Annotated in this window: 29 protein-coding genes; 21 read left to right on the forward strand and 8 right to left on the reverse strand. The window is 34.9% G+C overall.

Going from position 1 to position 25,045, the window contains the following annotated elements; genetic code table 11:
- Positions 1-150: 150 nt before the first annotated feature.
- Entirely contained in the window at positions 151-402 is a 252-nt protein-coding gene (locus tag AC1DS7_RS05670) for a hypothetical protein (RefSeq protein WP_088265895.1), read from the reverse strand.
- A gap of 236 nt (positions 403-638) precedes the next feature.
- Here AC1DS7_RS05670 and AC1DS7_RS05675 point away from each other — a divergent pair, with 236 nt between their 5' ends.
- The 4 genes from AC1DS7_RS05675 (at position 639) to AC1DS7_RS05690 (ending at position 2,285) form a co-directional block, all read left to right on the forward strand.
- Positions 639-779, forward strand: coding sequence for a hypothetical protein (locus tag AC1DS7_RS05675; protein WP_002186518.1), 141 nt, complete (start codon positions 639-641; stop codon positions 777-779).
- A 36-nt stretch (positions 780-815) separates the two neighbouring features.
- Positions 816-1,346: a general stress protein gene (locus AC1DS7_RS05680; RefSeq protein ID WP_002011077.1), complete on the forward strand. Its 531-nt coding sequence runs from the start codon at positions 816-818 to the stop codon at positions 1,344-1,346.
- Positions 1,347-1,633: 287 nt separating this feature from the next.
- Entirely contained in the window at positions 1,634-1,837 is a 204-nt protein-coding gene (locus AC1DS7_RS05685) for a DUF4028 family protein (protein WP_012260481.1), read from the forward strand.
- 136 nt (positions 1,838-1,973) lie between these two features.
- A complete protein-coding gene (locus AC1DS7_RS05690; protein WP_000637510.1) occupies positions 1,974-2,285 on the forward strand; it encodes a YbjQ family protein in 312 nt (103 codons plus the stop codon).
- Positions 2,286-2,870: 585 nt separating this feature from the next.
- Here AC1DS7_RS05690 and AC1DS7_RS05695 read toward each other — a convergent pair.
- The 5 genes from AC1DS7_RS05695 to AC1DS7_RS05715 all read right to left on the reverse strand — a co-directional run bounded on the left by AC1DS7_RS05695 (position 2,871) and on the right by AC1DS7_RS05715 (position 6,962).
- A complete protein-coding gene (locus AC1DS7_RS05695; RefSeq protein ID WP_002140688.1) occupies positions 2,871-3,176 on the reverse strand; it encodes a hypothetical protein in 306 nt (101 codons plus the stop codon).
- A 55-nt stretch (positions 3,177-3,231) separates the two neighbouring features.
- Complete coding sequence (locus AC1DS7_RS05700) at positions 3,232-4,422, reverse strand: MFS transporter (protein WP_002140689.1); 1,191 nt, start codon at positions 4,420-4,422, stop codon at positions 3,232-3,234.
- Positions 4,423-4,492: 70 nt separating this feature from the next.
- The gene (locus tag AC1DS7_RS05705; RefSeq protein WP_002140690.1) at positions 4,493-5,173 is read right to left on the reverse strand and encodes a FadR/GntR family transcriptional regulator; all 681 of its coding nucleotides are present in this window, start codon (positions 5,171-5,173) and stop codon (positions 4,493-4,495) included.
- A 146-nt stretch (positions 5,174-5,319) separates the two neighbouring features.
- Positions 5,320-6,312 carry a zinc-dependent alcohol dehydrogenase family protein gene (locus AC1DS7_RS05710; RefSeq protein WP_012260483.1) on the reverse strand — a complete coding sequence of 331 codons (993 nt, stop codon included), beginning with the start codon at positions 6,310-6,312 and terminating at the stop codon, positions 5,320-5,322.
- 464 nt (positions 6,313-6,776) lie between these two features.
- The gene (locus AC1DS7_RS05715; RefSeq protein WP_033715109.1) at positions 6,777-6,962 is read right to left on the reverse strand and encodes a hypothetical protein; all 186 of its coding nucleotides are present in this window, start codon (positions 6,960-6,962) and stop codon (positions 6,777-6,779) included.
- Between the two features lie 94 nt (positions 6,963-7,056).
- On the opposite strand from AC1DS7_RS05715, the gene AC1DS7_RS05720 reads away from it, so the two are divergent.
- The 4 genes from AC1DS7_RS05720 to AC1DS7_RS05735 all read left to right on the forward strand — a co-directional run bounded on the left by AC1DS7_RS05720 (position 7,057) and on the right by AC1DS7_RS05735 (position 10,027).
- Positions 7,057-8,274 (forward strand): sensor histidine kinase, encoded by a 1,218-nt coding sequence (locus AC1DS7_RS05720; protein ID WP_476998831.1) that lies wholly within the window; start codon positions 7,057-7,059, stop codon positions 8,272-8,274.
- Positions 8,264-8,908, forward strand: a complete 645-nt coding sequence (locus AC1DS7_RS05725; protein ID WP_002125739.1) for a response regulator — start codon at positions 8,264-8,266, stop codon at positions 8,906-8,908. The genes AC1DS7_RS05720 and AC1DS7_RS05725 overlap by 11 nt, the downstream gene beginning before the upstream one ends.
- A 163-nt stretch (positions 8,909-9,071) precedes the next feature.
- A complete protein-coding gene (locus tag AC1DS7_RS05730; RefSeq protein ID WP_002140694.1) occupies positions 9,072-9,506 on the forward strand; it encodes a hypothetical protein in 435 nt (144 codons plus the stop codon).
- Positions 9,507-9,628: 122 nt separating this feature from the next.
- Entirely contained in the window at positions 9,629-10,027 is a 399-nt protein-coding gene (locus tag AC1DS7_RS05735) for a hypothetical protein (RefSeq protein WP_033706485.1), read from the forward strand.
- Positions 10,028-10,093: 66 nt separating this feature from the next.
- On the opposite strand, the gene AC1DS7_RS05740 is transcribed toward AC1DS7_RS05735, so the two are convergent.
- A complete protein-coding gene (locus AC1DS7_RS05740) occupies positions 10,094-10,234 on the reverse strand; it encodes a YflJ family protein (protein ID WP_000273535.1) in 141 nt (46 codons plus the stop codon).
- A gap of 152 nt (positions 10,235-10,386) precedes the next feature.
- Between AC1DS7_RS05740 and AC1DS7_RS05745 the strand changes: the two genes are divergently transcribed.
- Positions 10,387-10,749 (forward strand): hypothetical protein, encoded by a 363-nt coding sequence (locus AC1DS7_RS05745; RefSeq protein ID WP_159146317.1) that lies wholly within the window; start codon positions 10,387-10,389, stop codon positions 10,747-10,749.
- Between the two features lie 26 nt (positions 10,750-10,775).
- Here AC1DS7_RS05745 and AC1DS7_RS05750 read toward each other — a convergent pair whose 3' ends face one another.
- Positions 10,776-10,961, reverse strand: a complete 186-nt coding sequence (locus tag AC1DS7_RS05750; protein WP_000539551.1) for a YhzD family protein — start codon at positions 10,959-10,961, stop codon at positions 10,776-10,778.
- A 352-nt stretch (positions 10,962-11,313) separates the two neighbouring features.
- Between AC1DS7_RS05750 and AC1DS7_RS05755 the strand changes: the two genes are divergently transcribed.
- The 12 genes from AC1DS7_RS05755 (at position 11,314) to AC1DS7_RS05810 (ending at position 24,728) form a co-directional block, all read left to right on the forward strand.
- Positions 11,314-12,555, forward strand: a complete 1,242-nt coding sequence (locus AC1DS7_RS05755) for a metallophosphoesterase family protein (protein ID WP_476998832.1) — start codon at positions 11,314-11,316, stop codon at positions 12,553-12,555.
- Entirely contained in the window at positions 12,552-15,476 is a 2,925-nt protein-coding gene (locus tag AC1DS7_RS05760) for an ATP-binding protein (RefSeq protein WP_476998833.1), read from the forward strand. Before AC1DS7_RS05755 ends, AC1DS7_RS05760 begins: the two co-directional genes overlap by 4 nt.
- A gap of 41 nt (positions 15,477-15,517) precedes the next feature.
- A complete protein-coding gene (gene yhaM, locus AC1DS7_RS05765) occupies positions 15,518-16,462 on the forward strand; it encodes a 3'-5' exoribonuclease YhaM (protein ID WP_002011096.1) in 945 nt (314 codons plus the stop codon).
- Positions 16,463-16,851: 389 nt separating this feature from the next.
- Positions 16,852-17,049 (forward strand): hypothetical protein, encoded by a 198-nt coding sequence (locus AC1DS7_RS05770; RefSeq protein WP_002150116.1) that lies wholly within the window; start codon positions 16,852-16,854, stop codon positions 17,047-17,049.
- A 611-nt stretch (positions 17,050-17,660) separates the two neighbouring features.
- A complete protein-coding gene (locus AC1DS7_RS05775; protein ID WP_476998834.1) occupies positions 17,661-18,638 on the forward strand; it encodes a ring-cleaving dioxygenase in 978 nt (325 codons plus the stop codon).
- 256 nt (positions 18,639-18,894) lie between these two features.
- Entirely contained in the window at positions 18,895-19,992 is a 1,098-nt protein-coding gene (locus AC1DS7_RS05780; protein WP_159146321.1) for a response regulator aspartate phosphatase, read from the forward strand.
- Positions 19,993-20,217, forward strand: coding sequence for a Phr family secreted Rap phosphatase inhibitor (locus AC1DS7_RS05785; RefSeq protein WP_159146322.1), 225 nt, complete (start codon positions 19,993-19,995; stop codon positions 20,215-20,217). It abuts the gene before it with no gap.
- Between the two features lie 237 nt (positions 20,218-20,454).
- Positions 20,455-21,327 carry an alpha/beta fold hydrolase gene (locus AC1DS7_RS05790; RefSeq protein WP_372488905.1) on the forward strand — a complete coding sequence of 291 codons (873 nt, stop codon included), beginning with the start codon at positions 20,455-20,457 and terminating at the stop codon, positions 21,325-21,327.
- Between the two features lie 77 nt (positions 21,328-21,404).
- Positions 21,405-21,605, forward strand: coding sequence for a sporulation YhaL family protein (locus AC1DS7_RS05795; RefSeq protein WP_002087191.1), 201 nt, complete (start codon positions 21,405-21,407; stop codon positions 21,603-21,605).
- 212 nt (positions 21,606-21,817) lie between these two features.
- Positions 21,818-22,669, forward strand: coding sequence for a DUF2935 domain-containing protein (locus AC1DS7_RS05800; protein WP_000554485.1), 852 nt, complete (start codon positions 21,818-21,820; stop codon positions 22,667-22,669).
- 291 nt (positions 22,670-22,960) lie between these two features.
- Positions 22,961-23,626, forward strand: a complete 666-nt coding sequence (locus tag AC1DS7_RS05805) for a DUF7018 domain-containing (lipo)protein (RefSeq protein WP_476998835.1) — start codon at positions 22,961-22,963, stop codon at positions 23,624-23,626.
- A 28-nt stretch (positions 23,627-23,654) separates the two neighbouring features.
- Positions 23,655-24,728 (forward strand): DUF3994 domain-containing protein, encoded by a 1,074-nt coding sequence (locus tag AC1DS7_RS05810; RefSeq protein WP_088292348.1) that lies wholly within the window; start codon positions 23,655-23,657, stop codon positions 24,726-24,728.
- The last annotated feature ends 317 nt before the right edge of the window (positions 24,729-25,045 follow it).

Here is a 25,045-nt window from a genome sequence, read left to right on the forward strand (position 1 = left end):
GTAATATATATTATATCAGTTTTCATAAGGCCAAACTAGAAATCCCCCTATTGTATTAGGAGGTCTCGTTTTGAATAGAGGAAATCATTTTGAAATATAAAAACATATATGAAAAGTAACGATCGAGGGAATAGGGGGATAATAAAACTTTTAAGAAGGAAAGAGTGTTCTTAAAGCTTTTTTTGCATCTATTCCTTCAAAGATAAATAATACAAGCTCTCTCTTTTTTACAGTAAGGAAAAAGGATATTAATGCGCTTAAGCTTTTAATAGAAGTAAGTGTTCCGTGTTTACTTATAAATAGATTAGTTTGAAATGTTGTCATTAAAGCATAAAAATGATGAATCTGCGTTATTGTAGGTGTTTCATTATAAAGAATAGTAGTAGATTGGATTGCATTCATCGAAATATTCCTTTCTGTATAGTAAGCATAACAATATAAACATACCCGTTTTAAAAAATGTTAAACATATAAATAAGAAAAAATATAATTATAGTTTTTTAGGTTTAGAAAGTGTTACGAAGGGTATACATATACTACAAAGAGATTGACTGAAGATGAATTGTAAGATTTCTATGTTTAGTAGATTAGTCTATCAAAATATAATTTTACTTTAAATAAAAAGGAGTCTGGTATACATGAATGAAATGATGGTTGATATTACATTTGATTTAATTTACTTGTTAAGTAGTTCGCTTGTAATGCTGTTACTATTCGCTTTTTTCGTAAATGGTTATGTTAATAAGAAGGTTAGTGTATACAGAAATGAAGAAAGATAAAGATACATTATATAAAACTTTAGGAGGTTAATAGTTATGGATGTAGATAGAAAAATAGTAGGTATTTTTAGAACAATTGATGATGCGGCATTCGTTATTAATGAATTAAAAGATAAAGGATACTCGGCGGGTAACATTTCAGCTATTGCGAAGGATCAAAAGGAAATTGAACATCTGGAAGAAAAATCGGGTGAAAAAGTGAATAGTGAAACGGCACATAAAGCGGATATCTTTTCAGCGACAGGGCTTGTGGCAGGAGGAGTAGCAGGCGGACTTGGTGGTTTATTAACAGGTCTTGGTATACTTGCTGTTTCTGGAATGGGTCCAATCGTAGCAGCGGGACCTATCGCAGCAGCTATTGGAGGAGCCGGTATTGGCGGAGGAGCTGGAAGTTTAATAGGAGCATTTATCGGATTAGGAATTCCCGAAGAACATGCTAAGAAATATGAAGAATACATTTACGATGGAAATATATTAATTTTAGTAGATGCAAAATTAGATGATAAGTTAGAAATCTATAAAATATTTGATAAGCATAATGCTTATAACTCTGATTTCTTTAAATAATATGTACTTCACATATCAATGATGAAAAATGTAAACATAGTGAATATCGTTTTTTGATCTTACAACTTTGGCGCGGCCGAGGAGTCGTATGACTATAAGAGAGGAAGGGCTTATAGTAAAAGATCAAGTTCTATTCTGTTATCCCGCTATTTGTGGGCAGTAAGACCCCCATCTCAAAATTCAGTGAAAGCAAAGAAGTTAGGTGGGGGTCGGGCTGCCCGTAAAAGCCCGATTGGTGAGGGCTGATTAAAGTTTCACTTTATTGAAAAGGGAAGAGGTGTCTTTTCGTGATTGTAAAAATAGTAAAGGATAGTAGTAATAGTTTCCTTTGTACGGTTCAAAATAAAAATGGAGAGAAGTATGTGAAGAAATGGTTTAGTAAACAGAAAAACAAGGAAGAAGTAGGGCGACCAACTTTTAAAGAAGTAGAAAAGGATTGGAAAGAAAATAGAGAATCGTTTATGTATCCGAATGTAAAGGCGCTTTATTAAAAATAATAGGCGTTTCATTCTTACAAAATTGTCACACTCTTGTAAGGTAATTCAATAGATTAGATACTTTTTCCATGTCATAATAAAGACATAAGAAAGCTTATTCAAACTACAACTTATTAGGAGAGTGTCAGTCATGATTGTAACAACAACGTCTGGAATTCAAGGTAAAGAAATTATTGAGTATATCGATATTGTAAATGGTGAAGCTATTATGGGTGCAAATATTGTCCGCGACTTATTCGCTTCCGTTCGTGATGTTGTCGGTGGTCGTGCTGGTTCTTACGAAAGCAAGCTAAAAGAAGCTCGTGATATCGCAATGGATGAAATGAAAGAACTTGCAAAACAAAAAGGTGCGAACGCTATCGTTGGTATTGACGTAGATTATGAAGTTGTTCGTGATGGAATGTTAATGGTTGCTGTAAGTGGTACAGCTGTACGTATATAAGTAAGTAAAAATACAGGCTCACCCCTTGAAGCTTATGCTTTGAGGGGATTTTTTTGTTTCATGATTAAAGTTAAAATGAAGAAGAGTGGACGGATTTTTATAAGTGGAAAAAATAAGATGAGGGCGAATGTACTAGCTCACTCAAATGATATAACGGTTTAAGTGATAAAGTTGAAAAGAAACTATAATTTACATATGTTTAAAGTGCCAAAACTTTTTCGTCAAACGTTATTGTAAAAAATGCTAGGATTTCTCCTAGCATTTCGTGAGGGGGTATTGCACGGGAATTTAGATAAGAAGCAGACGTACCCGCTTATTTCAAATGTAGTATATATTGTTTTCAAGGAGAAAAGTAAGAAATACAACAATCTTTATATATGTTTAACGAGAGTGTTAACTTTATGATAAATAATAAAATTGTTATTTGAGATAAGGAGAGGGAAATCAATACAAAAGGTGTATAGGATATGAAAGGGAAGGGAAGGGAAGGGAAGGGAAGGGAAGGTGATAGTGTTGATGCAAAAATAAAGGACAGTACATATTGTATATGGCTACTATGTACTGTCCTCACTTATTTCTTTTGGATTATGAAAACTCATTACCTGTCTTGCTATAAATTTCATAGGCGAAATAACCAAATAAATAGCCTATTCCAGATCCTAAACTAATGGAAAGTAGTGAGGAATCCGGAAAAAACATACCGAAAATCAAACCAATCATACAGCCAACAAGCATTCCCATAGGTATTAAACTATCTAATAACAGTTGAGCTTTTTGAGATTTTTTCTTACCTAATTTTCCGTTCTTATATTTATGTTCCAATCTTTTAATTACAAATACTACAATTCCACCAACTATTACAACAGGCGCGATTGCCGAAATGAACCACATGTTAGAAGCTCCTTTCGTTTTTAATTAAATTATACCATATATTAACATTTGAAATTTAAGCGGAGACAAGATCTTCTGCATTTCTTTTCCTTTTATTCATGACTAAAGTTAATAGGAATAAAATGAAGCTTAAAAGTGCCATTATAATAAAAACTTGCGTATAGCTATTAAAATAATCACGAGCGATTCCTGCTAGGACAGGAATGAATCCGCCCATAATATATCCTCCTGACTGCATCATAGCAGTCCATGCACTCGCATCTTCTGAGGTTTTTGTTTCATATAGCGGTAGCATGAGAGCGAGTGGGAATACGCCGCCGAGCCCGATACCTAGTAAAATAGAAGGGATCCATGGTGTAGTTAGTGGGTAAATCATAAGCGATAAACCTACGAGTACAAAGCATATACTCCCTAATAACCAAAGTGCTCGGTTTTTATAAATATCCGCTAATGTTGGAATTAAAAAGCTGCATATCATTTGAACAACTGTAAAAACAGTTATGAGAGTACCAGCTTGTTCGCTACTGACACCCATATTTTGATTTGCGGGCGCAAGCCAAGTTGTAATGGAGTAAAAGATTCCTGATTGTAGCCCGAAAAAGATTGTGAACAACCATGCTTTTTTATTTCTTAAAGGTAAACTATTATTCTTTTTATTTTGTGTACTCGTATTCTTTTTTCGTTTCATAACGGGATACCAAAATATAATAGCGATAATAGTAAGTACACCCCAAAAAGCGAGTGCCATATTCCAATCGTCTTTTAATACATGTTGTAAAGGAATCGTTAATCCTGCACTTAAAGAAGCCCCAGTTCCCATACCTACTGAATATATGCCAATCATTAAGCCGATTTTCGTAGGGAATTTTTCTTTAATAAAACCTGATAGTAACGGACCTGCAAGTGCGATCCCAATACCGATAAATAAAGAGCTCGCGAATAATGTGGAAATGGAAGAGGTAAAAGCCCTCATACATGTTGCGAAGCCAATTAGAATAAGACAAGTCATAATTGCTCTTTCTGCCCCATATTTTTTAATAACCTTCCCAGTCAGTAAGGCGAATGTCCCCATACAAAAAACAGGAATAGCTGTTAAAAAACTAACGGAAAAATTGCTTATATTTAAGTCTTGTCGGATTGTTTCTAATAAAGGTGAAACAGATGTAATCCCGATACGTAAATTAATGGAAACAAAAAATAGTGCTAGTATATACAAATAAGTTCGTTCTTGATGTTTCAATTTCATTTTCTCCTCTCTTAAACATCAGACGTTATTCAGTATATCATCTGATGTTTGTGTGTAATAGATAAGGAGCTTATTTCAGCTCCAAATTTTGAATGGCGTATGTTCGTGCCTCTTCGGCATTTTGTTTAAAAATAGCTTGGAATAACTTTTCATGGATGTCAGAGTTATCTTCATAGTTCTCTGTATTTAATATGAACTGACTTAAAATGTGGCGAAGGGCAGGTACGAAAGATTGATACAAATCAAGTAGAACTTCGTTTTTGCTCGCCTTTGCAACTGCTAGATGAAACTGAATGTCTGCATCTATGTATGCTACATAATTACCTTCTTGAAGGGCATGTTTTCTTTTATTCAAATGTCCTTTTAAGTATAAAAGATCCTCGTCGCTTCGGCGCTGTGCCGCTAACATCGCTACTTCTTTATCAAGCATATTTCGTGCTTCATACACATGATTTATATTAGCTGCTTGCAGTCGTTTTTCAAATGAATCTTGCGTTGTATTTAGTGAGACAATACGAGTACCTTGTCCTTGTCGAACTTCTAATATGCCAGCATGTACTAATATCTTTATGCTTTCTCGCAGCGTCGAACGCCCTACACCTAACTCTTCCATTAACTGCGGCTCTGTAGGGAGGCGATCACCAACTTCATACTCGCCAGAAAAGATTTTCTCTTGTAGACGTTCTAGCACTTCATCGACTAATTTCCGCCGAGAAACTTTTGAAAAAGATTTCTTTTCGTTCATATTCATCTGCTCATCTCCTGTTATATTCGCTTTTATGATAACCAATTTAAGTTCTGTTGACAATGTTATTTTTTAGGTAGTTGAAGTGGGGATACTAAAATAGGGTTTATAAGACATAAAAAAATCAATCAAAATAGATCTTTCAATAGCATTTAATAACTCGTCAAAAACACTTTCCCTTTTGTTTTTTCAGCAGATTGAATGACACCAACCGCACTTTTTACATCTGCTAAGTCATATGTAGAATGGACTGTCATGAAACGTAATTGCTCATTTTCCACTAGGCGAATTAAGTGACGAAACGTTTCTTGCCATTTATATGGTGATACTTCTTTATTCCAATGTCGTAAATGAAATATATTCGCGTGCACCTTTGCTTTCGTGACAATCTCTGCCCAGTTAACTTGTATTCCTGATAGAAGGCCGATCGTTAAAAAGCGCCCATTTGGACGTAAGGAGAAAGCTAATTCATTTCCATCCGGTCCCCCGATAGAATCAATCGCTGCATCTGCACCAAGCCCGTTTGTTAACTCCATAACTGTTTCATAAAGCGGGGCAGTGGAAGTATCTATTACATATTCGGCACCGAGGCGCAGTAATTCTTCTGTATGCTTATTATTTCTCGTAACTGCAATTAATCGGAAGTTTAAAATTTGTGATAACTGAGCAAAAAGATGACCAATAGCGGATCCGCAAGCATTTACTAATAAAATATCATTCTGTTTTAAGTTTAACGTTTCTGTACATGTAACCCATGCCGTAAGGGGATTAATATACATTTGTGCCGCTGTAAAATCATCGATGGAATCAGGAATAGGGACTACAAAGTCAGCTGATGTCTTCACATATTCTTGCCAAGTACCTTCCCCGCGTAACGGTAAAACACGTTTACCGATAAGGTCTCTAGTAACGCCCGCGCCTACATCTTCTACAATACCAACACCTTCGTAACCAGGTATGTTAGGTAAAGGGATTCTATGTGCGTATGCTCCGGTTACGGGAATTAAGTCAGATGGATTAATCGGTCTAACTAGCATACGAACTAAAACTTCATTATCTTTTAACGGTTCTATATTTTTATATTCAACCTGTAATACATCTTTCGGATTGCCAAACTCATGAAATTGAATGTATTTTCCGCGCAAAATAAATGGTCCCCCTTAGTGTGAGTGGGTTAATTATAGCATTTTTGGTTTGGTTGGTTATTTCATTAGCACTAAATAAAGAGGAACAGACAGTCTTCGTTTATACATTTGATAAAATCGTAGAAAACGGTATTGCTGTGTTTAAAAAATTTAATGAAAAATAGGCTCGACCCTTGGAGTTTATGCTTTGAGGGGATTTTTATTGTGCAAATTTCAAAAAGATACATGAATTATGTAGCATTGTATGGATTGTAAAATCGATTTCCTGAATACATAGTAATATAATAAAAAGACGCCCTTGTGAGCGCCTTTTTCCGACTTGAGATAGATGTATCATTATTGTTCTGTTAGGATACATAGCTCTCGTTTAAAGTTTACTCACACAAATGATCTGTGTATCAATTTGTTTTGATATACAGATCATTTGAATGATAATTCTTATAGATAATTGCTGAATGATAACCTTACATGAATGCTTTTAAAAGTTCTTGAACCAATGGAATTACTCCACCTACGAATTTTAAAACTGCCATTGCGATTTCCATATGATTGCCTCCTTTTTTTAATAGTAAGATGTAATGAATCTTTATATCATCATTATAGTAAGAGTTTACAAACGCATCAATGCATTTCGATATGCAATATTTCATATTTGTATTCGGTAATGAGGATAAAGAGGAATCAGTAACCTATCAAAATATGAGTCGCATCTTGTATAGTATAATGTAATGGTGGAGGTCGGATATGAAAAAAATAAATTCAAATATAGATTTGGATACAAATGTATTGGAAGCGGTATTTATTCCAAGAAGGTTTATTGTTTTATGGATTACCCTCGTATATATAGCTTCAATGCTTTTAGAATTTCGTAATAATATTTTCTCTATGGATAGTTTCTTCTTTACAATAGTCATTGTTATTCATACTATTTTTCATTGGTATGCGAGTTCATTAAAGAATAGGCAATTATTGTACTTCTTTTTTGTACAACTCTTCATTGTGTTTCTCGCTGCATTTATTGTACCAAATGGTTCAATAGCTATTTTTGTTGGATTAACCCCTATTTTAATCGCCCAAAGTCTATATGTTTATAACAATATATTTAAAGTAATGGCAGTTTTTACTCTTATGTATGCAATATTTTGTGCTGCAATTAGTATCAATTATGGTGTGAATAAATTAGCTATTCTTATCTCTATGTTTCTTTTAGTGTTAGCAATTATTATTCCTTTTTCTTATATTAATAAGCAGCAATTTGATGCACGTAATCGTATACAGAGCTACATTCAAGAGTTAGAGTCTGCATATATGAGAGTGGAAGAATTGACATTAGCTAATGAAAGGCAGCGTATGGCAAGAGATTTACATGATACGTTAGCGCAAGGTTTAGCAAGCTTAATTATGCAATTGGAAGCGATAGATGCCCATATGCAAAAAGGGAATACAGGACGATCTCAAGAGATTATGAAACAAACTATGATAAGAGCGAGACAAACTTTACATGATGCAAGGTTGGTTATTGATGATTTGCGTCATACTACCAATTCATTTAATGAAGCAGTAGAGGAAGAGGTTCAACGTTTTTCTGAGGCTACTTCTATACATGTGAGATTTACTATTCAAAGCCCCCCGCATATTTCAAGCTTAGTAAAGGAGCACTGTTTATATGTAATTAGTGAATGTTTAACGAATATCGCAAAACATTCACAGGCAACAGATGTAAATTTAAAAGTTGAATATATCGATGACCTTGAAAAGCTTACTATTGAAGTTGAAGATAATGGAATTGGTTTTGACACTGGATATATCGGTAAGAATCCTGGACATTATGGTTTAATTGGCTTAAATGAGCGTGTTCGATTGATTAAGGGAGAAATACATATATTGAGTGAAAAGATGAAGGGTACGAAAGTGTATATTCAAGTGCCTATAAATAAAGAAGGAGATAGCCATGAAGCATAACGTATTAATTGTAGACGATCATTTCGTTGTGAGAGAAGGTCTGAAATTAATAATAGAAACGAGTGATTCATTTCAAATTATAGGTGAGGCTGCAAACGGAGAAGAAGCTCTTTCTTTCATAGAAAAAAAGAAACCTGATGTCATTTTAATGGATTTAAATATGCCTAAAATGAGTGGCTTAGAAACAATTGAGGCTTTAAATAAAAAACAAAATCATACGCCGATTATTATATTAACTACTTATAACGAAGATGAATTAATGTTAAAGGGAATTGAGTTAGGGGCAAAAGGATATTTGCTAAAAGATACGGATCGTGAGAATTTGTTTCGAACATTGGAAGCGGCTATTCGAGGTGAGATTTTACTACAACCAAATATTATGGAAAAGATAGTGAAGTATAAAAGGAAAGAAGTACATGCTGATAAGGTTGCAGAAAATAACTTAACAGATAAAGAATTGTTTGTGCTGAAAGCTATTGCGCGCGGATATAAAAATAAAGAAATTGCATTTGATATGGGAATAGCTGAGCGAACGGTAAAAGCATATTTAACAAATATATACAATAAATTAGGTGTTAATTCACGGTCAGAAGCAGTAGCTGTATCTATTGAAAGGAAGTTAATTCATTTTTAAAACATTATATATGCCCAATCGTACATTATAGGCTTGCCCTTTTGTACGATTTTTTTATTTCTTTCTCATGTTATGCTTCAGAAAGTATGAAAGATTTAAGAACAATCTAATTGCATTACAATTATAGACGTTTCTAATGTAGGAAAGGAAGAAGAATAAGTAAATGGAAACTTTGCTTTTAATTCCTGTATTAATTTTCTTTATTTGGCTGCAAAGCAAACAAAGAAAAATAAACTGGATAGATATTATAACTTTTCTCATGATGATAGGGAGTATTACTTATACGGCGCCGCAACAAATGACTAGGGATTTACAAGCAGAGCTACTGGCAGTTACGCTTTTTTCTTTTGCTATTGGTGTTTGGCAAGGTGGGGGAATTACAGTCTGTTATGAGGATGAAATTTTATATATTACAAATGGAAAACAGTATTTCATTTCATGGATTCTCTTAATAATTGGTAACATAATTATTATTAATATATTTGAAGATGGATTTACAGTTAATGGATCGTGGTTTCTTTTGTGTGGTGTTGTCATTACATCTGGGGTGAAAAACAGTATTCTATGTGTTCTGTACAAATTAACAGTGCGAAATTGAATGGAAAACCAAAGCTGTTTTCTTTTACCCCAACATAAAACGTATTGCTGTAAGTTCATTAAAAGACCGTAGTTGATAAAAAATGAGATGGAAGTATTGGAAGAATGGGGGAGTTAACATAGATGTTTCTACCTATTACTACATTTGATAGGTTTAGTTGGCTGGGGAATGTTGCTTTCTCTTCAGAAAAGACTAGTAGGAATCGAGCGCTATCGAGGGCTGAAGAAAGAGATGTTAATTTGTGTAATAAGAACTGTATAGGTTCAGTTAATAATATGCATCAAAAAATAACGATAGATTCTGTGGAATATGGTGATAATTGTGTATTGGGCCGTGCAGAACCTCATTCAACAATTGTCATAACGAGTGGCGATATGTATGTTGGAAGCGGACCGGTTAATAAGTATGGAGAATTTAAAATATATACAAATGATTATCTGGAAGAGTATTCGGTAATAGAGATTCAGTTGATAATGGGCGGTTTCTATCAAGGAAGTATAACGGTAAAGTTAAAAAGTTAAGGTATGATGATTTCCTTTTTATTTAGTAAATAAAAAGGAAGCAACCGTAGTCGCTTCCTACATCTATTAAGCCGAAGCTTTCTTCATTCTCTCAAGTAAACTAGATAAAATATGTGTACGATAAGATTCTAGTTTTTTACCTTCGTAAGTACGAATCCCTAATTTTTTAAGTTCTTTTACATACCAACCTTTGCTTCCGAAATACATGTGATCGCTCCCCTTCAACTTTGTTTATTTGTCCTGATTGTACTTGGAGGTACGGGTAATATAATGAAGGAAATGAATTTCGCGCGAAAATGGTTAACTTTGTTGCAAAAGACATATATACTAAGGGTAGTATATAACGAGGTGGGCAAGACGTGATTATAGAGAAGCACGAAATTCAAATTGACCAAATTACGAGCGGTAAAGTGAATATCTTTACTTTCTATAGAAATAGAAAGCAAGTTGATGATCATTTTTTACGATTGCAAGAACCATCGCTTACAGCAAACTACTTCTTCCATTTTCATTTTGATGCAGAGAGCTTGCATCTTCTGCAGGAAGAGTTTCCGGGCATATATCCGTACGACCGTAGTGACACGATTCACGACTGGACGGAAAAGATGAAAGCGGAATTGCAACATCAGATCCAAACAGGTAAATGGAATAAACGCGTACGTATCGGTAATCGCATTCTAGATGTGGTGTTTACGTGGTGTGACGAAGATATAGTAGAGTGAAAAAGAAGCGGATGACGCTTCTTTTTTTAGCGCTGGAATAAAACGAGCTTACCTGCAGAAGATGTGCAGCGATGTGTTTTTTCATACAAACCTTTTTCTTGTAAAATAGATTCACCTTTTGCTTTCGCTTCTTTTTCAGTTGCCGCCTCGAATGATTCATCTAATGCTTTAGAACCATCTTTTTCAAAGACTGTTAGAACGTATACTCCCATGAAAATTCCCTCCAATAATAAAAATCAGAATCTTATAACTATTTTGGCATAAATCACTAGAATATGCAAAGAAATATATGACATTGCGTGTTACAATAAAGTGAAACTTTAACTAGTGGGGAGTCTTTTCATCCCCACTAGTTATTAGTTGAACCAATCGGGTATTTATGGGCAGTTTACTTTCAGATTGGCTTCTTTGCCTACTGCCCGTTAATACGGGGTAAAGTGAAACTTTAATCAGTGGGGGATTTTTTATTTCCTGCTTATTACTAGTTTTCGCCAATTGAGCATTTATTGTTTGTGTTCATGCGGATAAGATGAAACTTTTGAACTATAGAAAGGATCGTTATTTGTGAAACAAGTGAAGTTTATACATGCGGCTGATTTGCATTTGGATAGTCCGTTTAAAGGGATGGAGATGAATGTTGCGCAGTCTGTTTGGGAGAGAATGAAGCAGAGTACGTTTGAATCGTTCGAGCGTATTGTTGATAAAGCGATTCAAGAGCGCGTTGATTTCGTATTACTAGCCGGGGATTTGTATGATGCGGAGACGAGAAGTTTGAGGGCGCAAGTGTTTGTGCGTGAGCAAATGAAGAGACTTTCGCAGTACGATATTCCCGTTTTTATTATTCATGGTAACCACGATCATTTAGGGGGAAGCTGGGCAGCGATTGAGTTTCCGGAAAATGTTCACGTGTTTACGGAGCCTTATGTGGAAGAGAAGTCATTTTATAAAAATGGTGAGCTTGTAGCTTCTATTTACGGGTTTAGTTATTTGCAGCAGGCGGTAACGGATAATATGACAGTGCAGTATACGAAAATGAGTGATGCGCCTTTTCATATTGGAATGCTTCACGGAAGTGTGGAAGGGGATGCAGAACATAATCGTTATGCACCGTTTCAAATTCGTGAGCTGAAGGAAAAGCAGTTTGATTATTGGGCTCTTGGCCATATACATAAACGTGAAATTTTATCAGAAGAGCCGTACATTATTTATCCAGGTAATATACAAGGGCGTCATCGTAAGGAAACAGGGGAGAAAGGTGCGTACCTGATTGAACTTACGAAACAAGGAACGCATTGTTCATTTTTCCATACGGCGGATGTTGTATGGGATGAGATAGAAGTGAGTATCGATGGACTTGAAACTGTTGATGATCTTATGACGAGCGCGTCAACTGCGATGAATGAATGCAGAAGAGAAGAGGAAGGCACGCTTTTAACTGTCGTATTTACAGGGCAGGGACCACTTTCTCCTTATTTACGTGAAGACAAGCGTGTGGAAGAGATTTTTCATATTTTAGCAGCTGGCGAAGAGCGAAAAGACTTTGTGTATGCGATGAAGTGGAAAAATGAGACGGTTTCTTTTGCGGAAATTGAACGTTTGAAAGAAGAAAATCATTTCGTCGGTAGTGTGCTGAAAGAGTTAGAAGCTTTCACAAATATGGACGGAGTGTTGCGCACCATTTGGACATCTCCTGTAGCACGTAATAGCATTGAAGCTTTTACGGAAGAAGAGAAGAAAGAGATTCAAAAGGAAGCGGAAAATATTATTTTAGAGCAATTATTCCAGCAAGAGAGGTATAAAAAATGAGAATTGAAAAACTCCATATTTATGGGTACGGAAAATTAGAAAATGTGGAAATGGATCTTTCATTGCTGACGGTGTTGTATGGTGAAAATGAAGCGGGGAAATCAACGATTCGCTCGTTTATGAAAAGTATTTTATTCGGTTTCCCAACGAGAGGACAGCGCCGTTATGAGCCGAAAGAAGGCGGGAAGTACGGCGGGGCGATGACTGTTCAAACAGAGAAGTACGGCCGTTTGAAAATTGAACGATTGCCAAAGACGGCAGCAGGCGAGGTGACCGTTTATTTTGAAGACGGGAAAACTGGCGGCGAAGATATTTTAAACGATATATTAAGCGGTGTGAATGAAAGCTTATTTGATTCTGTTTTTTCATTTGATATGCACGGTCTTCAAAATATTCATCAGCTCGGCGAAGCGGATATCGGTAATTATTTATTTTCGGCAAGCGCAGTTGGAAGTGATGCGTTATTGCAGTTAGATAAAAAGTTAGAAAAAGAAATGAATCAGCGTTTTAAGCCGAGTGGTCGTAATCCTGAAATTAACGTGTCACTGCAAGAGATGAAGAAAATTGAGGAAAAGATGAAAGAGTGGCAAGGGAAAATTGGCACGTATGAAAAACAGGTCGAGCAGTTAAAAGAAAGTGAAGAGAAACTTACTTTTGTTCGTGCGGAAAAAGAGTCAGCCGAAAGACGAAAGCAAGACTATGAAATATTAGCAGCGCTTGAGCCTCTCGTTATTGAAAAGAGTGCGCACGAGAAAGTGTTAGAAAACGAGAACGGGCAGTTTCCTGTAAACGGGATGGCGCGCTATGAAGCGGTAAAGGCAAAGATGGAGCCGCTGCAAGTACAAGTAGATTCACTTCAAAAAAAGATAGAAACAGTGCAATCAGAAATTGATTCCACAGAAATAGATGAAGCATTTTTACAAAAAGAAAGTTATGTAGAAGAACTACGCATGCAGCATATGTCTTATGAAAATGCACGTCAAGAAATGCGTGATATGACGGGAAGTATTGCGAATATAAAAGAAGAAATCGCAGAACTACAGCAACAAATCGGCGCGACTTTTGAACAAGAGACTGTTCTTTCGTTTGATATAAGTTTAGCGACGAAAGAATTAATTACACAAACTGTGCAAAAGGCGAGAGAGTTAGAAACGCAAAAAGCACAACTAGATGAACGTTTTAAAACGGCTCAAGAGCAATTAGAAGAGCAAGAAGAAAATATAAGACAAATCAGCCAGAAAATGTTAGCTGATGAAGAACGAAATACGTTAGTTGAGAAAGAAAAATCATTTCAAGATGCTGCATTTTTAGGTATGGGCGCAGAAAGAATGAAGCGCAAGTATGAGGAAAAAGCAGGGGCGGCTATGCAAAAGAAAAAACAGTGGCAAAGAATTTGTCTTCTGTTACTTCTTATTAACACGCTTGTTTTATTCACGAGTCTATTTATAGATAACCGCGTGCTATTATTTATTAGTGTCATTGTTTTTGTAGGGATTGTTTTAGCACTCGTTTTATATAAAGATCCTTCGGGTGGATTACAAGAAGAGCTTCTCACTCTTCAGCAAAGTGCTGGCGGTCGTCAAAGTGAAGAAGCGATGTCAGTTCGCTATCAGTTAGAAAAGGATGAAGGGATTCGAAAGTTATTTGAGCGAGAGTCTTATAAATTACAGCAAATGGAACGTGCTTATGATAAAGTCGTTTCATCTTATGAAGAATGGGAGAGAGAAACTTTCCAAATGGGAGAACAAGTAGGTGCGTATAAAACGCGCTATATGTTCCCTGAATTTTATACGTATGCACACATATTGCCAGCGTTTGAGCGTATTGAAAAAATGCAGCAATTATATCGTGAGCTAGATAAACAAGGCGAGCGGAAATCTTCATTGTATGAAATGATTTCGCACTTTGAGCATAAACTAGAAACTGTTATCGGTAGTAAAGAGTATAGTAATTTGCATGAGGCGCAAAGTCGTATGCAAAATGAAAAAGAGAAGCGTCAAACTTGTAAGCAGCTGAAAGAGAAGCTGGCGGAATGGCAAGAAGAATATGAGTTCATGCAGCAGCAATTAAAACAACTACTAGTAGAGCGAGATGGGTTATGGCATATCGCAGAATCTACAGATGAAGAGATGTTTTTAGAAGCAGGAAAATTGGCAGAGAAACGTGAAGACGCGGATAAGCAAGTGGGGCGTTTATTACCTCAAATTGATTTGTTAGAACAGCGCTTAACGAGTTTGTCATTAGCTGAGCATTATGAGGCTGACGGTTATGATGAAAAATTAAAGCAAGAAATTACAGCCGTGCAAAACTGTCTGGCGCAAGAGAAAGAACTGACAGAGCGTATTGCGAAGCATCGAATAGAAATTGCGAATTTAGAAGAAGGCAGTACGTATGGTGATTTACTACATGAGTGGGAAATGAAAAAAGTGCAAGTGCGTGAACAAGTGAAGAAGTGGGCTGCATATGCGGCCGCAAAGACAGTATTAACGAAAACGAAGCAATATTATCATGAAGTGCATTTGCCGCGTATTTTACAAAAATCCGAAGAGTATTTCGTGTATTTAACAGGCGGGAGATATAGTAAAATATTCTCACCGTCAGAAGCGGAACCGTTCATTGTCGAACGTAACGATGGTATGCGTTTTTACAGTCATGAACTAAGCCAAGCGACAGCGGAGCAGTTATATTTATCATTGCGATTCGCGCTAGCGAAAACGTTTGAGCATGACTATCCATTTATTATTGATGATAGCTTCGTACATTTTGACGCGGTAAGGACGAATCGAACGATTGAACTTATAAAAGAAATTGCGAAAGATAGACAAGTTATCTTCTTTACATGCCATGCGCATTTATTAACGTATTTTACAGAAAATGAGATTATAAAATTAACACGTAAGCGTAAAGAAAATGAGTTGTAGTATGCTATACTAAAAGTAACTGATTTGGTGGAGGAATTCGAATGAAAAAGAAAATTGTAGAATATGAAGTTGGTGAACAAGTCGATGTTTTCTTGTTAATTAAAACAGCGACAAAAGGTCTCGCAAGCAATGGCAAGCCGTTTTTAACAGTAATCTTACAAGATCCAAGTGGAGATATTGAAGCAAAGCTATGGGACGTATCGCCAGAAGTTGAGAAACAATATGTAGCGGAAACAATCGTTAAAGTAGCTGGAGATATTCTAAACTATAAAGGACGTATTCAATTACGTGTGAAACAAATTCGTGTTGCGAATGAGAATGAAGTAACAGACATCTCAGACTTTGTAGAAAAAGCTCCAATAAAAAAAGAAGATATGGTTGAGAAAATTACGCAATACATATTTGAAATGAGAAACCCGAACATACAGCGTCTAACAAGACATTTGTTAAATAAGCATCAAAATGAATTTTTAGAATATCCAGCAGCGACAAAGAACCATCACGAGTTCGTATCTGGACTAGCTTATCATGTTGTATCAATGTTAGATTTAGCGAAAGCTATATCAGCTCTATACCCATCGTTAGATAAAGACTTACTATATGCGGGCGTTATTTTACACGACCTTGGTAAAGTATTCGAACTATCTGGTCCAATTTCTACAACGTATACGTTAGAAGGAAATTTACTAGGCCATATTTCTATCATGGTGAACGAAATTGGTAAAGCAGCAGACGAACTACAAATCGATGCAGAGGAAGTATTAATCCTTCAGCACATCGTCCTTTCCCATCACGGAAAAGCAGAATGGGGTAGCCCAAAACCACCATTAGTGAAAGAAGCAGAAATTCTGCACTACATCGATAACTTAGATGCAAAAATGAACATGATGGACCGCGCATTAGGACGCACAAAACCAGGCGAATACACAGAACGTGTCTTTGCGCTTGATAATCGTTCGTTCTATAAGCCAACTTTCCATAATTAAGATTGTGAATAGAATGGCCTCATTAAGTGTGGCATGACAATAAAATTGTTTAAAAAGATGGTGTGAAATTAAGTTTTCACACCATCTTTTATTGCCCTGATAAGGGAAGACACTGCAAACAGCTTTAAAAACCATTATTTATTCCTTGATGAGGAAAGAAATAATGAGAGAAAAAGATGTAAATCATACGGCAAATTTATATTGCATTAGCTCGTGTAAAGCTAATGGATGAGGGTCTGTTGTTAATAAAAAAACGGATCTTAAACAAAACAATTCTTTTACATATCATGTGATGCAAGAAAACGTGTTCGTTGATTGGAAATCTTTTGTAGAGTATTCTAAATATAGAGTTGTAGTAGGAATATTCTTTTAAGGAGAGTGATTACTTTATGCTAGGAAAATGGATGGATAAAGTAAGAGAACCTAGATGTATACACAATTATAAATTTATTAAAACTCAGGATAGTGAAAATTTTAAAACAGGGCAGATTGGGACAGCTAATATTTATAAGTGCGAAAAATGTGGTAAAGAAAAGGTTGATTATAAATATAACAGTGATATAAATAGTGATTTTTGGAATATATAAAGTGAAACTATAATCAGTGGGGGTTTTGCTCATCCCCCACTGATTATTAGCCCTCACCAATCGGGCGTTTACGGGCAGTGGGATCTCCCACCTAACTTCTTCGCTCCAGCCGAATTTTGAGGTGGAAGTCTTACTGCCCGTTAATGCGGGATAAAATAAATCATTTAATGAAACAGAGAATTACTAATATTAATTATTCGCTAAAATTACAAGTTATTGTAAGGATATTTAACTATTAAAGAATTTTAATAGCCTATGATTAGTTCATTGATCGTAGGCTATTTATTTTGGCGAGTGAAAAGGTTTTATTACCAGTAGATATGAAAATAATTACGCCACAAAACATATAGCATTTTAAACTAATACTGAGATATTAAAAATTATCTCGAATTCAAGATAATTTACTTGCTTTTTAATCACTTGAGTTGTAAAGTGAAAGTAACGAAAGGAATTATTACTTTCGGACGAATCGTTTTACACATTGAATTATTTTTTTAACTATCACTTGACTAGTAAAATGAAATGATTACTTTTATAAATACACGCTTTGTTGACCAGCGAGCAAAAATAAAACAGTTAAATATAAATTAAAACTATTGGAGGAATATAAAATGAACCAATTAAAAGGAATACACCACGTTACAGCGATTACAAGTAGTGCAGAAAAGAACTATGAATTTTTCACTCACGTTTTAGGAATGCGTTTAGTTAAAAAAACAGTAAACCAAGACGATATTCAAACGTATCATTTATTCTTTGCAGATGATAAAGGTAGTGCAGGAACAGATATGACATTCTTTGACTTCCCGGGCGTTCCTAAAGGTGTACACGGTACAAATGAAATTTCAAAAACATCATTCCGAGTGCCAACTGATGCGGCATTAGCATATTGGGTGAAACGTTTTGATCGTCTTGAAGTGGAACATACAGGAATTAAAGAGCAATTTGGTAAGAAAACTCTTTCGTTCGTTGATTTTGATGATCAACACTATCAATTGATCTCAGATGAATTTGATAAAGGCATGGAATCAGGTACACCTTGGCAAGACGGGCCAGTCCCATTAGAATATGCAATTACTGGCTTAGGACCTGTATTTATTCGTATCGCGAACTTTAGTTATTTCAAAGAGGTGCTAGAAAAAGTTCTATTATTTAAAGAGATTGCTCAAGAAGGAGAGTTCTACTTATTTGAAGTGGGTGAAGGTGGAAACGGTGCCTCTGTCATTGTAGAACATAATACGGTTCTTCCTGAAGCACAACAAGGTTTTGGTACAGTGCATCATGCAGCATTCCGCGTAGAGGATCGCGCTGTATTAGAAGAGTGGATTGAGCGACTAATTCGAGTTGGACTCCCTTCATCTGGTTATGTAAATCGTCACTTCTTTGAGTCATTATACGCAAGAGTTGCACCGCAAATTTTATTCGAGTTTGCGACAGATGGCCCTGGTTTTATGGGAGATGAGCCTTATGAAACGCTTGGAGAGAAATTATCTTTACCTCCGTTTTTAGAGCCAAAGCGTGAAGAAATTGAGAAGTTAGTTCGTCCGATTGATACAGTGAGAAGTACGAAGGAATTTATTAAAGAGTAAAGATAGAAATAATAAGTAGAAGAGTAAGTAGTTTTAGCTGATAGCTGGAATTGCTTGCTTTTTTATTTGGTCTATAAAATTTTCTGAAAAATGTTTCTCAAGTTTTTAAAATAGAAATATTTGGTATAATTCATTTAGATTATAAATTTTCTGACAATTATTTTTCAATACATAGAAAAGGGGTGATAATATACAATTTGAATAATTGTATAAATATCCTAATTTTGTAAGTTTGGAGAAAAGGGGATGCGAAGGTATGGGAACAGATGTAGTAACGAAGGAGCAAATGAAACATTCTTTAGATAATTGGTATCGTGTAATGTTGCAGCAAAACATAGAGAAAGCAACGGAAATGAAAGAAGAAATTGATAGTACGATTAGTGGGTTGGACGTGGATCAAGATGTATTGCTTTATCATACATTATTGAATTTTAGATATGATGCATTAGTTGATTGGATTTCAATTAGAGAAGATAGTTTTGATAAAGTAGAATCTTTCGAAATTCCAACAGAAGGCTTTTTAGCTTATTATTATCACTTTTTCAAAGGATTTCATTGTACATTAATTTCAAATTATAACGAAGCGAAACAACAGTATGAACAAGCTGAGAAGTTATTGAAATATATTGCAGATCCGATAGAACATGCGGAGTTTAATTATCGTATGGGATATTTTTACTATCAAGTATATCAGCAAATGTTAGCTTTAGATTATATCAAAAAGGCGAAAGAAATATTTTGTGAACACAAGGGTTACGAAGGAAACATGGCGTTGTGTCATAACTTCATAGGATTATGTTGTATTGATTTTAAACAGTTTGAGTTAGCGGAAGAAAGTTTTAATACCGCAATCCATTTACTTCAACAACATGATAAAGAAGAAAAACATATTTTAATGGTTAGAAGTAACTTAGGATGGCTATATAGTAGTCAGAATTTATCAGATTTAGCAATTAGACATTTAAGTGAAGTTACTAAGAAAATGCCTAAACATTTTAAAGCGATTTTTACTGAAGCAGAGGAAAATTATAAACTGGGGAAAATAGGTGTTGCTAATAACCTAATAGAACTAGGGCTGAAAATTTGTAATGAGTTGCAAAATAAAGAATTTCAAAATCGTTTTATGATATTGAAGGAATTAAATATTAAATCGAGTGCTAGTGAGTTAGAGAAAGTAACTGTGGAAAGTATTTCATATTTTGAAGAACATTCTCTTTTAGACTGTGTTAAAGAATATGCGGAAATATTAGCATATAAATTTTATCAAGAAGAAAAACATGAAAAGGCTAGTAAGTACTTTTATATTAGTAGCCAAGCTCGAAAAAAACTTTTAAAAGAAGGAGCGTTAAAATAAATGAAAAAATTTTATACATTGATAGCAGGTTTAGTAATACTACTTTCGTTAGGGCTGAATGCTTTTACAGAGTCTGAACAACATGCTTTAAATAGAGGTGATGGTGGAGGAGCACCAGCAAGACCAGACTATGTAAGTGTTGGGGACGGTGGAGGAGCACCAGCAGATAATAAAGGCGACGGTGGTGGTATTAGCAAGCAAGACTCACACGCTGACCATTTTTAAATTAAACAATAAAGTGAAGGGACCTCATAACGAGGTCCTTTTCTTTTTACGGTTAAAAAGAATTGACTTACTTTTCATATGTAACTATAATAGTTACAAAATAACCATCATTAATGGAAATGAGTAATATTTTTTTAATATAATTGTAACCGATGTAGTTACAATTAAAAAGAGAACATAAAACAACCAAAAAATGTAAAAACTTTAAATAGCAGCATGAGAAAGGAGACGGGAATTTTGAAACGGTTTAAGTTTTATATGATTAGCGGTATTGTACTCGTTTTGTTAATAGTATGTAACTTCGTTGATAAGCCGATTGCGAAGGTTGAAGAAGTGAAAGATACTGTTATGATGAAGATAAATACGAAAGAGAGTATGGCGCAGATTGATGGACAGACGATTTATTTTAAGCAAATTGGTGAGGGGAAACCGCCCTTACTTATGCTTCACGGGTTCGGTGGTTCTTCAGATGGGTTTAATGATATTTATCCGGAACTTGTAAAGGATCATACGATTATTGCGGTTGATATTTTAGGGTTTGGGCGTTCTTCTAAGCCGATTGATTTTCAGTATTCGTTTCCCACACAAGTGAATTTATATTATAAGTTAATGAAGAAACTCGGATACGATCAATTCGCAGTACTTGGTCATTCGATGGGCGGGGAGATGTCTCTGAATTTAGCGTATTTATATCCGGATGCAGTAACGCATCTCGTTTTAGCGGATTCTACAGGAATAGAGTCTTTTCAGCAAAAAGAAAGTTATGAAGTGCCGCCACTATCGACAGACTTACAAACTGTAACAGAGATTACGGATTATAATAAAAATGAAGTGAAAAATAGTCGCGATGATAAAGAGCATTATGATCAGCTTACGAAAATGAGAGAGCGCCGCATTGCGATGGAAGCGGATAAGATTAAGGTACCGACTTTAATTATATGGGGACGACATGATAAGAGCGTTTCTTGGGAAAATGGTGAACTGTATCACGAGCTATTTGCAAATAGTACGTTCCATATCATTGAAAAAGGATACCACGCACCGTTTCGCCAGGAACCAATAGAGTTTATGGAATATGTACAAGCGTTCTTCGCGAAGAATCCACAATAAAATTTTAAGCATAAAACCACTTCTTTCCTCATAAAGTGAAACTAATAAGGCTTGTCTAAGGAAAGGGATGAACGAAAGTGGAAACTTTACCATGGTGGATTTATCTTGTAATCATTGGGATTGTACTAAGTGGCTACATGGTTTTATATACTTCGAAAAAAGAGCAAGAGATGGATAATGATTTTATCGAAAAAGAAGGCGAAGTATATATGAAGCGCTTAGAAGAAGAACGAGAGAAACGGAATCAGGATAGTGATAAAGATTCGGTATTACTTTAATAGAAACTTTGACAGGCTACCGACTAGTAGAACTTTACATCTAGCTGGTAGCCTTTTTTGCTGGAGGAGCAGTATATGTTCATCAAGCTAAGCTTATACAAGTTGAATTTTACATGTATACAATATTCATCATGAACTTTTATTGATGGTATTTATATATTTTTTTACTCATAAGAATGGAACTAGCGCAGTATTTACTGGGGGGATTAACAATGCATAGGGATGAAACATCATTACATCCTGATACAGGTGTTACATCTGTAATGTTTGTTGAGCGTTCATTAAATGAAATTCGTTTTTGGTCTAGAATCATGAAGGAGCATTCTTTTTTTCTTCGCTTAGGGTTTAGATGTGAGGATACTCAACTAATTGAAGAGGCTAATCAATTTTATCGATTGTTTGAACATATCGAACAAATAGCGCATTCCTATACAAATGAAACAGATCCTGAGCAAATAAAAAGATTTAATTCAGAAGTACAACAAGCCGCAACTAATATTTGGGGATTTAAACGAAAAATTTTAGGATTAATTCTCACATGTAAATTGCCAGGACAAAATAACTTTCCGCTTTTAGTTGACCATACAAGTAGGGAAGCTGATTATTTTAGAAAACGTTTAATACAATTAAATGAAGGTAAATTAGATGCTCTTCCTGATGCTATTATTAAAGAAAATGTTTTCTTTTTAAGGATTATGGCAGACCATGCTAAATTTATTGGTCATCTTCTTGATCCATCGGAAAGAAAGCTTGTAGACACAGCACGGAATTTTAGCAATGATTTTGATGAATTGATGTATCAAGCAATTGACTTAGAATCTATGAAACCACAATCCCAAACAGTCCCTCTTTTAGATCAATTTTTAGATCAAAATCGTGTGTCGGTTACATCTCTTCGGGATTTTAAGAAAACAGCACGTGATTTAATTGAGCAATGTAAAATAAAGAGTATCATTCATCCATTATTAGCAGACCATGTTTTCCGTGAAGCTGATAGATTTCTTGAAATAATTGATATGTTTGATGTTCATCTTACAAATATTCAATCCCAACCTAGATATTAGAAGATAAGGAAAGATAATATTTTACTTTCAGCTGAGAAGTTAACAATTTATTGTTAGCTTCTTTTCTTTGTGAATAAAATTTCTTTTCATTTAGTAAATTTCCCTTCAAAGACTACATAAATCCCTTTGACCAAATATGTAATTCTCTGTAAAATGATATATATGGAAAGATTATGAATATACAGGAAATCTATGGATAGTAGATTCTAATAAATTATTCGGGGGGATTTATTAGTTAAGTATATTAACTTGTTTGCACTGAATTTTACACATAAAGGGGTATTAGTAATCATGAAAGCAAAGAAATTAGTAAGTTTAGCGTTACCAGTTATGTTATTGAGTGGTTGTATTACAATTGAAACTGATGGTAAGAAAGCTGAACCAAAGAAAGAAGAAACGCAAAAGGTAGAGAAAGAGAGTAAGGCTGCTGAAAAAGAGAGTAAGTCAACGGATAGCAAGAAAGAGGATAGCTTATCTGTAGCGAAAAGTGAAGATACAAACAGTAGTTCATCAAGTAGTCAACAAAGTTCTTCTTCAAATAATTCTACTTCTTCTAATTCTTCAACTGGTAAGGTAACTGGTTCAGATGTTGAAAGGTACAAGGCAGATATTATAAACAGTGCCACTCAAATTGAAGATACAATGAAATTAATTGAAGGAATAGCAGATTCAGACGTAAAATCATACAAACAAAAGAAAAGTGAAGTACAACTGAGTTTAGGTGGAGCAAAGGCAACCGCAACGAAATTGAAGAATCTACAAGCACCTCCTGAGTTACAAGGAGAACAGGCGAAGATAAAGCAGTCGATGGAACTGTATGCGGATTGTTTTCAACTTCTCTTTGATGCATTAGACCAAGAAGACGAGAGTAAAATGCATCAATCATTAAGTAAAGCACAAGAAGGCTCAAAACTGTTTGAAGAAGCAGCGAAGAGTATCGGTAGCAAAACTAACTAAGAATAAATTACTTAAAGGGGTATGAGGTATGAAAGTGAAAAAACTAATAGCTGCTGCAGTTCCAGTTGCCATATTATTAAGTGGTTGTGTTACAGTAAAAGATTCGGAAAATAAAGAAGAAAAGACAGAAGAAACAAGTAAATCTAAGGCTGCTGAAACGAAAGAAAAATCAACTAATTCGAAAGAAGAAAGTAAAGATGTTCAAAAGGTTCGAGTTTTAGATGAAGATTATGCACAATATTTATTAGATATTGAACAGGATATGTTAAGACGATTTGATTACTATGATGCTTCTGTAAGAGATTTGAGAAATGGAAGTAAATCAAAAGCTGAGGTATTAGATAGTATTAAAGACATCTATAAAGTATTTGATAAGATAGAGAAGATTTACGCACCGCAAAAACATAAAGAAGAACAAAAAGAGATTGAAAAAGCGACAGGTAAACTAAGAGAAACATTCGGTGAAATAGAGAAGTTATTCAACGATAAAGGCTTCAGCTTAGAGACCGATAAGGAAATCTTAAATAAAGCAAATGCAAAACTAGAGGAAGCAAAACGTATTTGGAAACCTACATTCGATAAGTTAAGATCCGAGATAAAAGGTGATACAGCCACAGAAAAATCTACTAGTACAACAAGTAGTTCTATATCGACAAACCCAACTACTGATAGTCAGGCTCAAACAGATAAAAGCCAAGCTAAAACGGGGGTATTTGTAGGTACAGTTGGTACAAGTGAAGAGTTAGGAATTAGTTATGGAAACATGGAGAAGAACATCAAAGATGGGACTGAGATTATTGGTAACTGGGGTATTGATTACGGTAGTGGCATAAAAACTACGTTAGTACTAAAAGGTGATAAAACATTTGAGTCCTATGCGAACGGTTCTTATCCGAATAAAGATAACTACTTAACAGGAACATATGCGGTAGATGTTCCATCATTCCAGTTATCTTTAAAAATAACAAAAGCAGTTAAAGACGGTCAAGAAGTAAAGCTAACAAATGATAGTATGATGTATAAATTACAAAACTATGATGGAAACACATTACAAATTTATCATATGGACGATAACGTTCGTATTCGTTATGCAAAACAATAAATAGTTGGCAAAAAACTCTGTAATAAATTTTACAGGGTTTTTTGTTAGTTCTAATTGTATTTCTTCATTAATTTCCCTGGCGCTATCCATATTAGTATAAGTTGAGAAATCAACAAAACGATTTTCTTTTTGGAGAATGATAAGGATTCGGTTTTATTATAATTAGGGGAGAGTGGATAACGTATTGTTATCCACTTTTTTTATTTCCTAAAATATATCAACGATTTTTTCAATATATCGACTTACTGACACAAAGCGACAATGTTAAGAAGCACGATTATTGTTCGGGAAATTATTATAGAAGAAAAGCATATGAA

This window comes from Bacillus sp. P4_E1 (genome assembly GCF_056401715.1).

Coding starts and splice junctions, on each gene's coding strand:
- AC1DS7_RS05670 (WP_088265895.1), bottom strand. CDS start 402: ATGAATGCAATCCAATCTACTACTATTCTTTATAATGAAACACCTACA.
- AC1DS7_RS05675 (WP_002186518.1), top strand. CDS start 639: ATGAATGAAATGATGGTTGATATTACATTTGATTTAATTTACTTGTTA.
- AC1DS7_RS05680 (WP_002011077.1), top strand. CDS start 816: ATGGATGTAGATAGAAAAATAGTAGGTATTTTTAGAACAATTGATGAT.
- AC1DS7_RS05690 (WP_000637510.1), top strand. CDS start 1,974: ATGATTGTAACAACAACGTCTGGAATTCAAGGTAAAGAAATTATTGAG.
- AC1DS7_RS05695 (WP_002140688.1), bottom strand. CDS start 3,176: ATGTGGTTCATTTCGGCAATCGCGCCTGTTGTAATAGTTGGTGGAATT.
- AC1DS7_RS05700 (WP_002140689.1), bottom strand. CDS start 4,422: ATGAAATTGAAACATCAAGAACGAACTTATTTGTATATACTAGCACTA.
- AC1DS7_RS05705 (WP_002140690.1), bottom strand. CDS start 5,173: ATGAATATGAACGAAAAGAAATCTTTTTCAAAAGTTTCTCGGCGGAAA.
- AC1DS7_RS05715 (WP_033715109.1), bottom strand. CDS start 6,962: ATGAAATATTGCATATCGAAATGCATTGATGCGTTTGTAAACTCTTAC.
- AC1DS7_RS05720 (WP_476998831.1), top strand. CDS start 7,057: ATGAAAAAAATAAATTCAAATATAGATTTGGATACAAATGTATTGGAA.
- AC1DS7_RS05725 (WP_002125739.1), top strand. CDS start 8,264: ATGAAGCATAACGTATTAATTGTAGACGATCATTTCGTTGTGAGAGAA.
- AC1DS7_RS05730 (WP_002140694.1), top strand. CDS start 9,072: ATGGAAACTTTGCTTTTAATTCCTGTATTAATTTTCTTTATTTGGCTG.
- AC1DS7_RS05735 (WP_033706485.1), top strand. CDS start 9,629: ATGTTTCTACCTATTACTACATTTGATAGGTTTAGTTGGCTGGGGAAT.
- AC1DS7_RS05740 (WP_000273535.1), bottom strand. CDS start 10,234: ATGTATTTCGGAAGCAAAGGTTGGTATGTAAAAGAACTTAAAAAATTA.
- AC1DS7_RS05750 (WP_000539551.1), bottom strand. CDS start 10,961: ATGGGAGTATACGTTCTAACAGTCTTTGAAAAAGATGGTTCTAAAGCA.
- AC1DS7_RS05760 (WP_476998833.1), top strand. CDS start 12,552: ATGAGAATTGAAAAACTCCATATTTATGGGTACGGAAAATTAGAAAAT.
- yhaM (WP_002011096.1), top strand. CDS start 15,518: ATGAAAAAGAAAATTGTAGAATATGAAGTTGGTGAACAAGTCGATGTT.
- AC1DS7_RS05770 (WP_002150116.1), top strand. CDS start 16,852: ATGCTAGGAAAATGGATGGATAAAGTAAGAGAACCTAGATGTATACAC.
- AC1DS7_RS05775 (WP_476998834.1), top strand. CDS start 17,661: ATGAACCAATTAAAAGGAATACACCACGTTACAGCGATTACAAGTAGT.
- AC1DS7_RS05780 (WP_159146321.1), top strand. CDS start 18,895: ATGGGAACAGATGTAGTAACGAAGGAGCAAATGAAACATTCTTTAGAT.
- AC1DS7_RS05785 (WP_159146322.1), top strand. CDS start 19,993: ATGAAAAAATTTTATACATTGATAGCAGGTTTAGTAATACTACTTTCG.
- AC1DS7_RS05800 (WP_000554485.1), top strand. CDS start 21,818: ATGCATAGGGATGAAACATCATTACATCCTGATACAGGTGTTACATCT.
- AC1DS7_RS05805 (WP_476998835.1), top strand. CDS start 22,961: ATGAAAGCAAAGAAATTAGTAAGTTTAGCGTTACCAGTTATGTTATTG.
- AC1DS7_RS05810 (WP_088292348.1), top strand. CDS start 23,655: ATGAAAGTGAAAAAACTAATAGCTGCTGCAGTTCCAGTTGCCATATTA.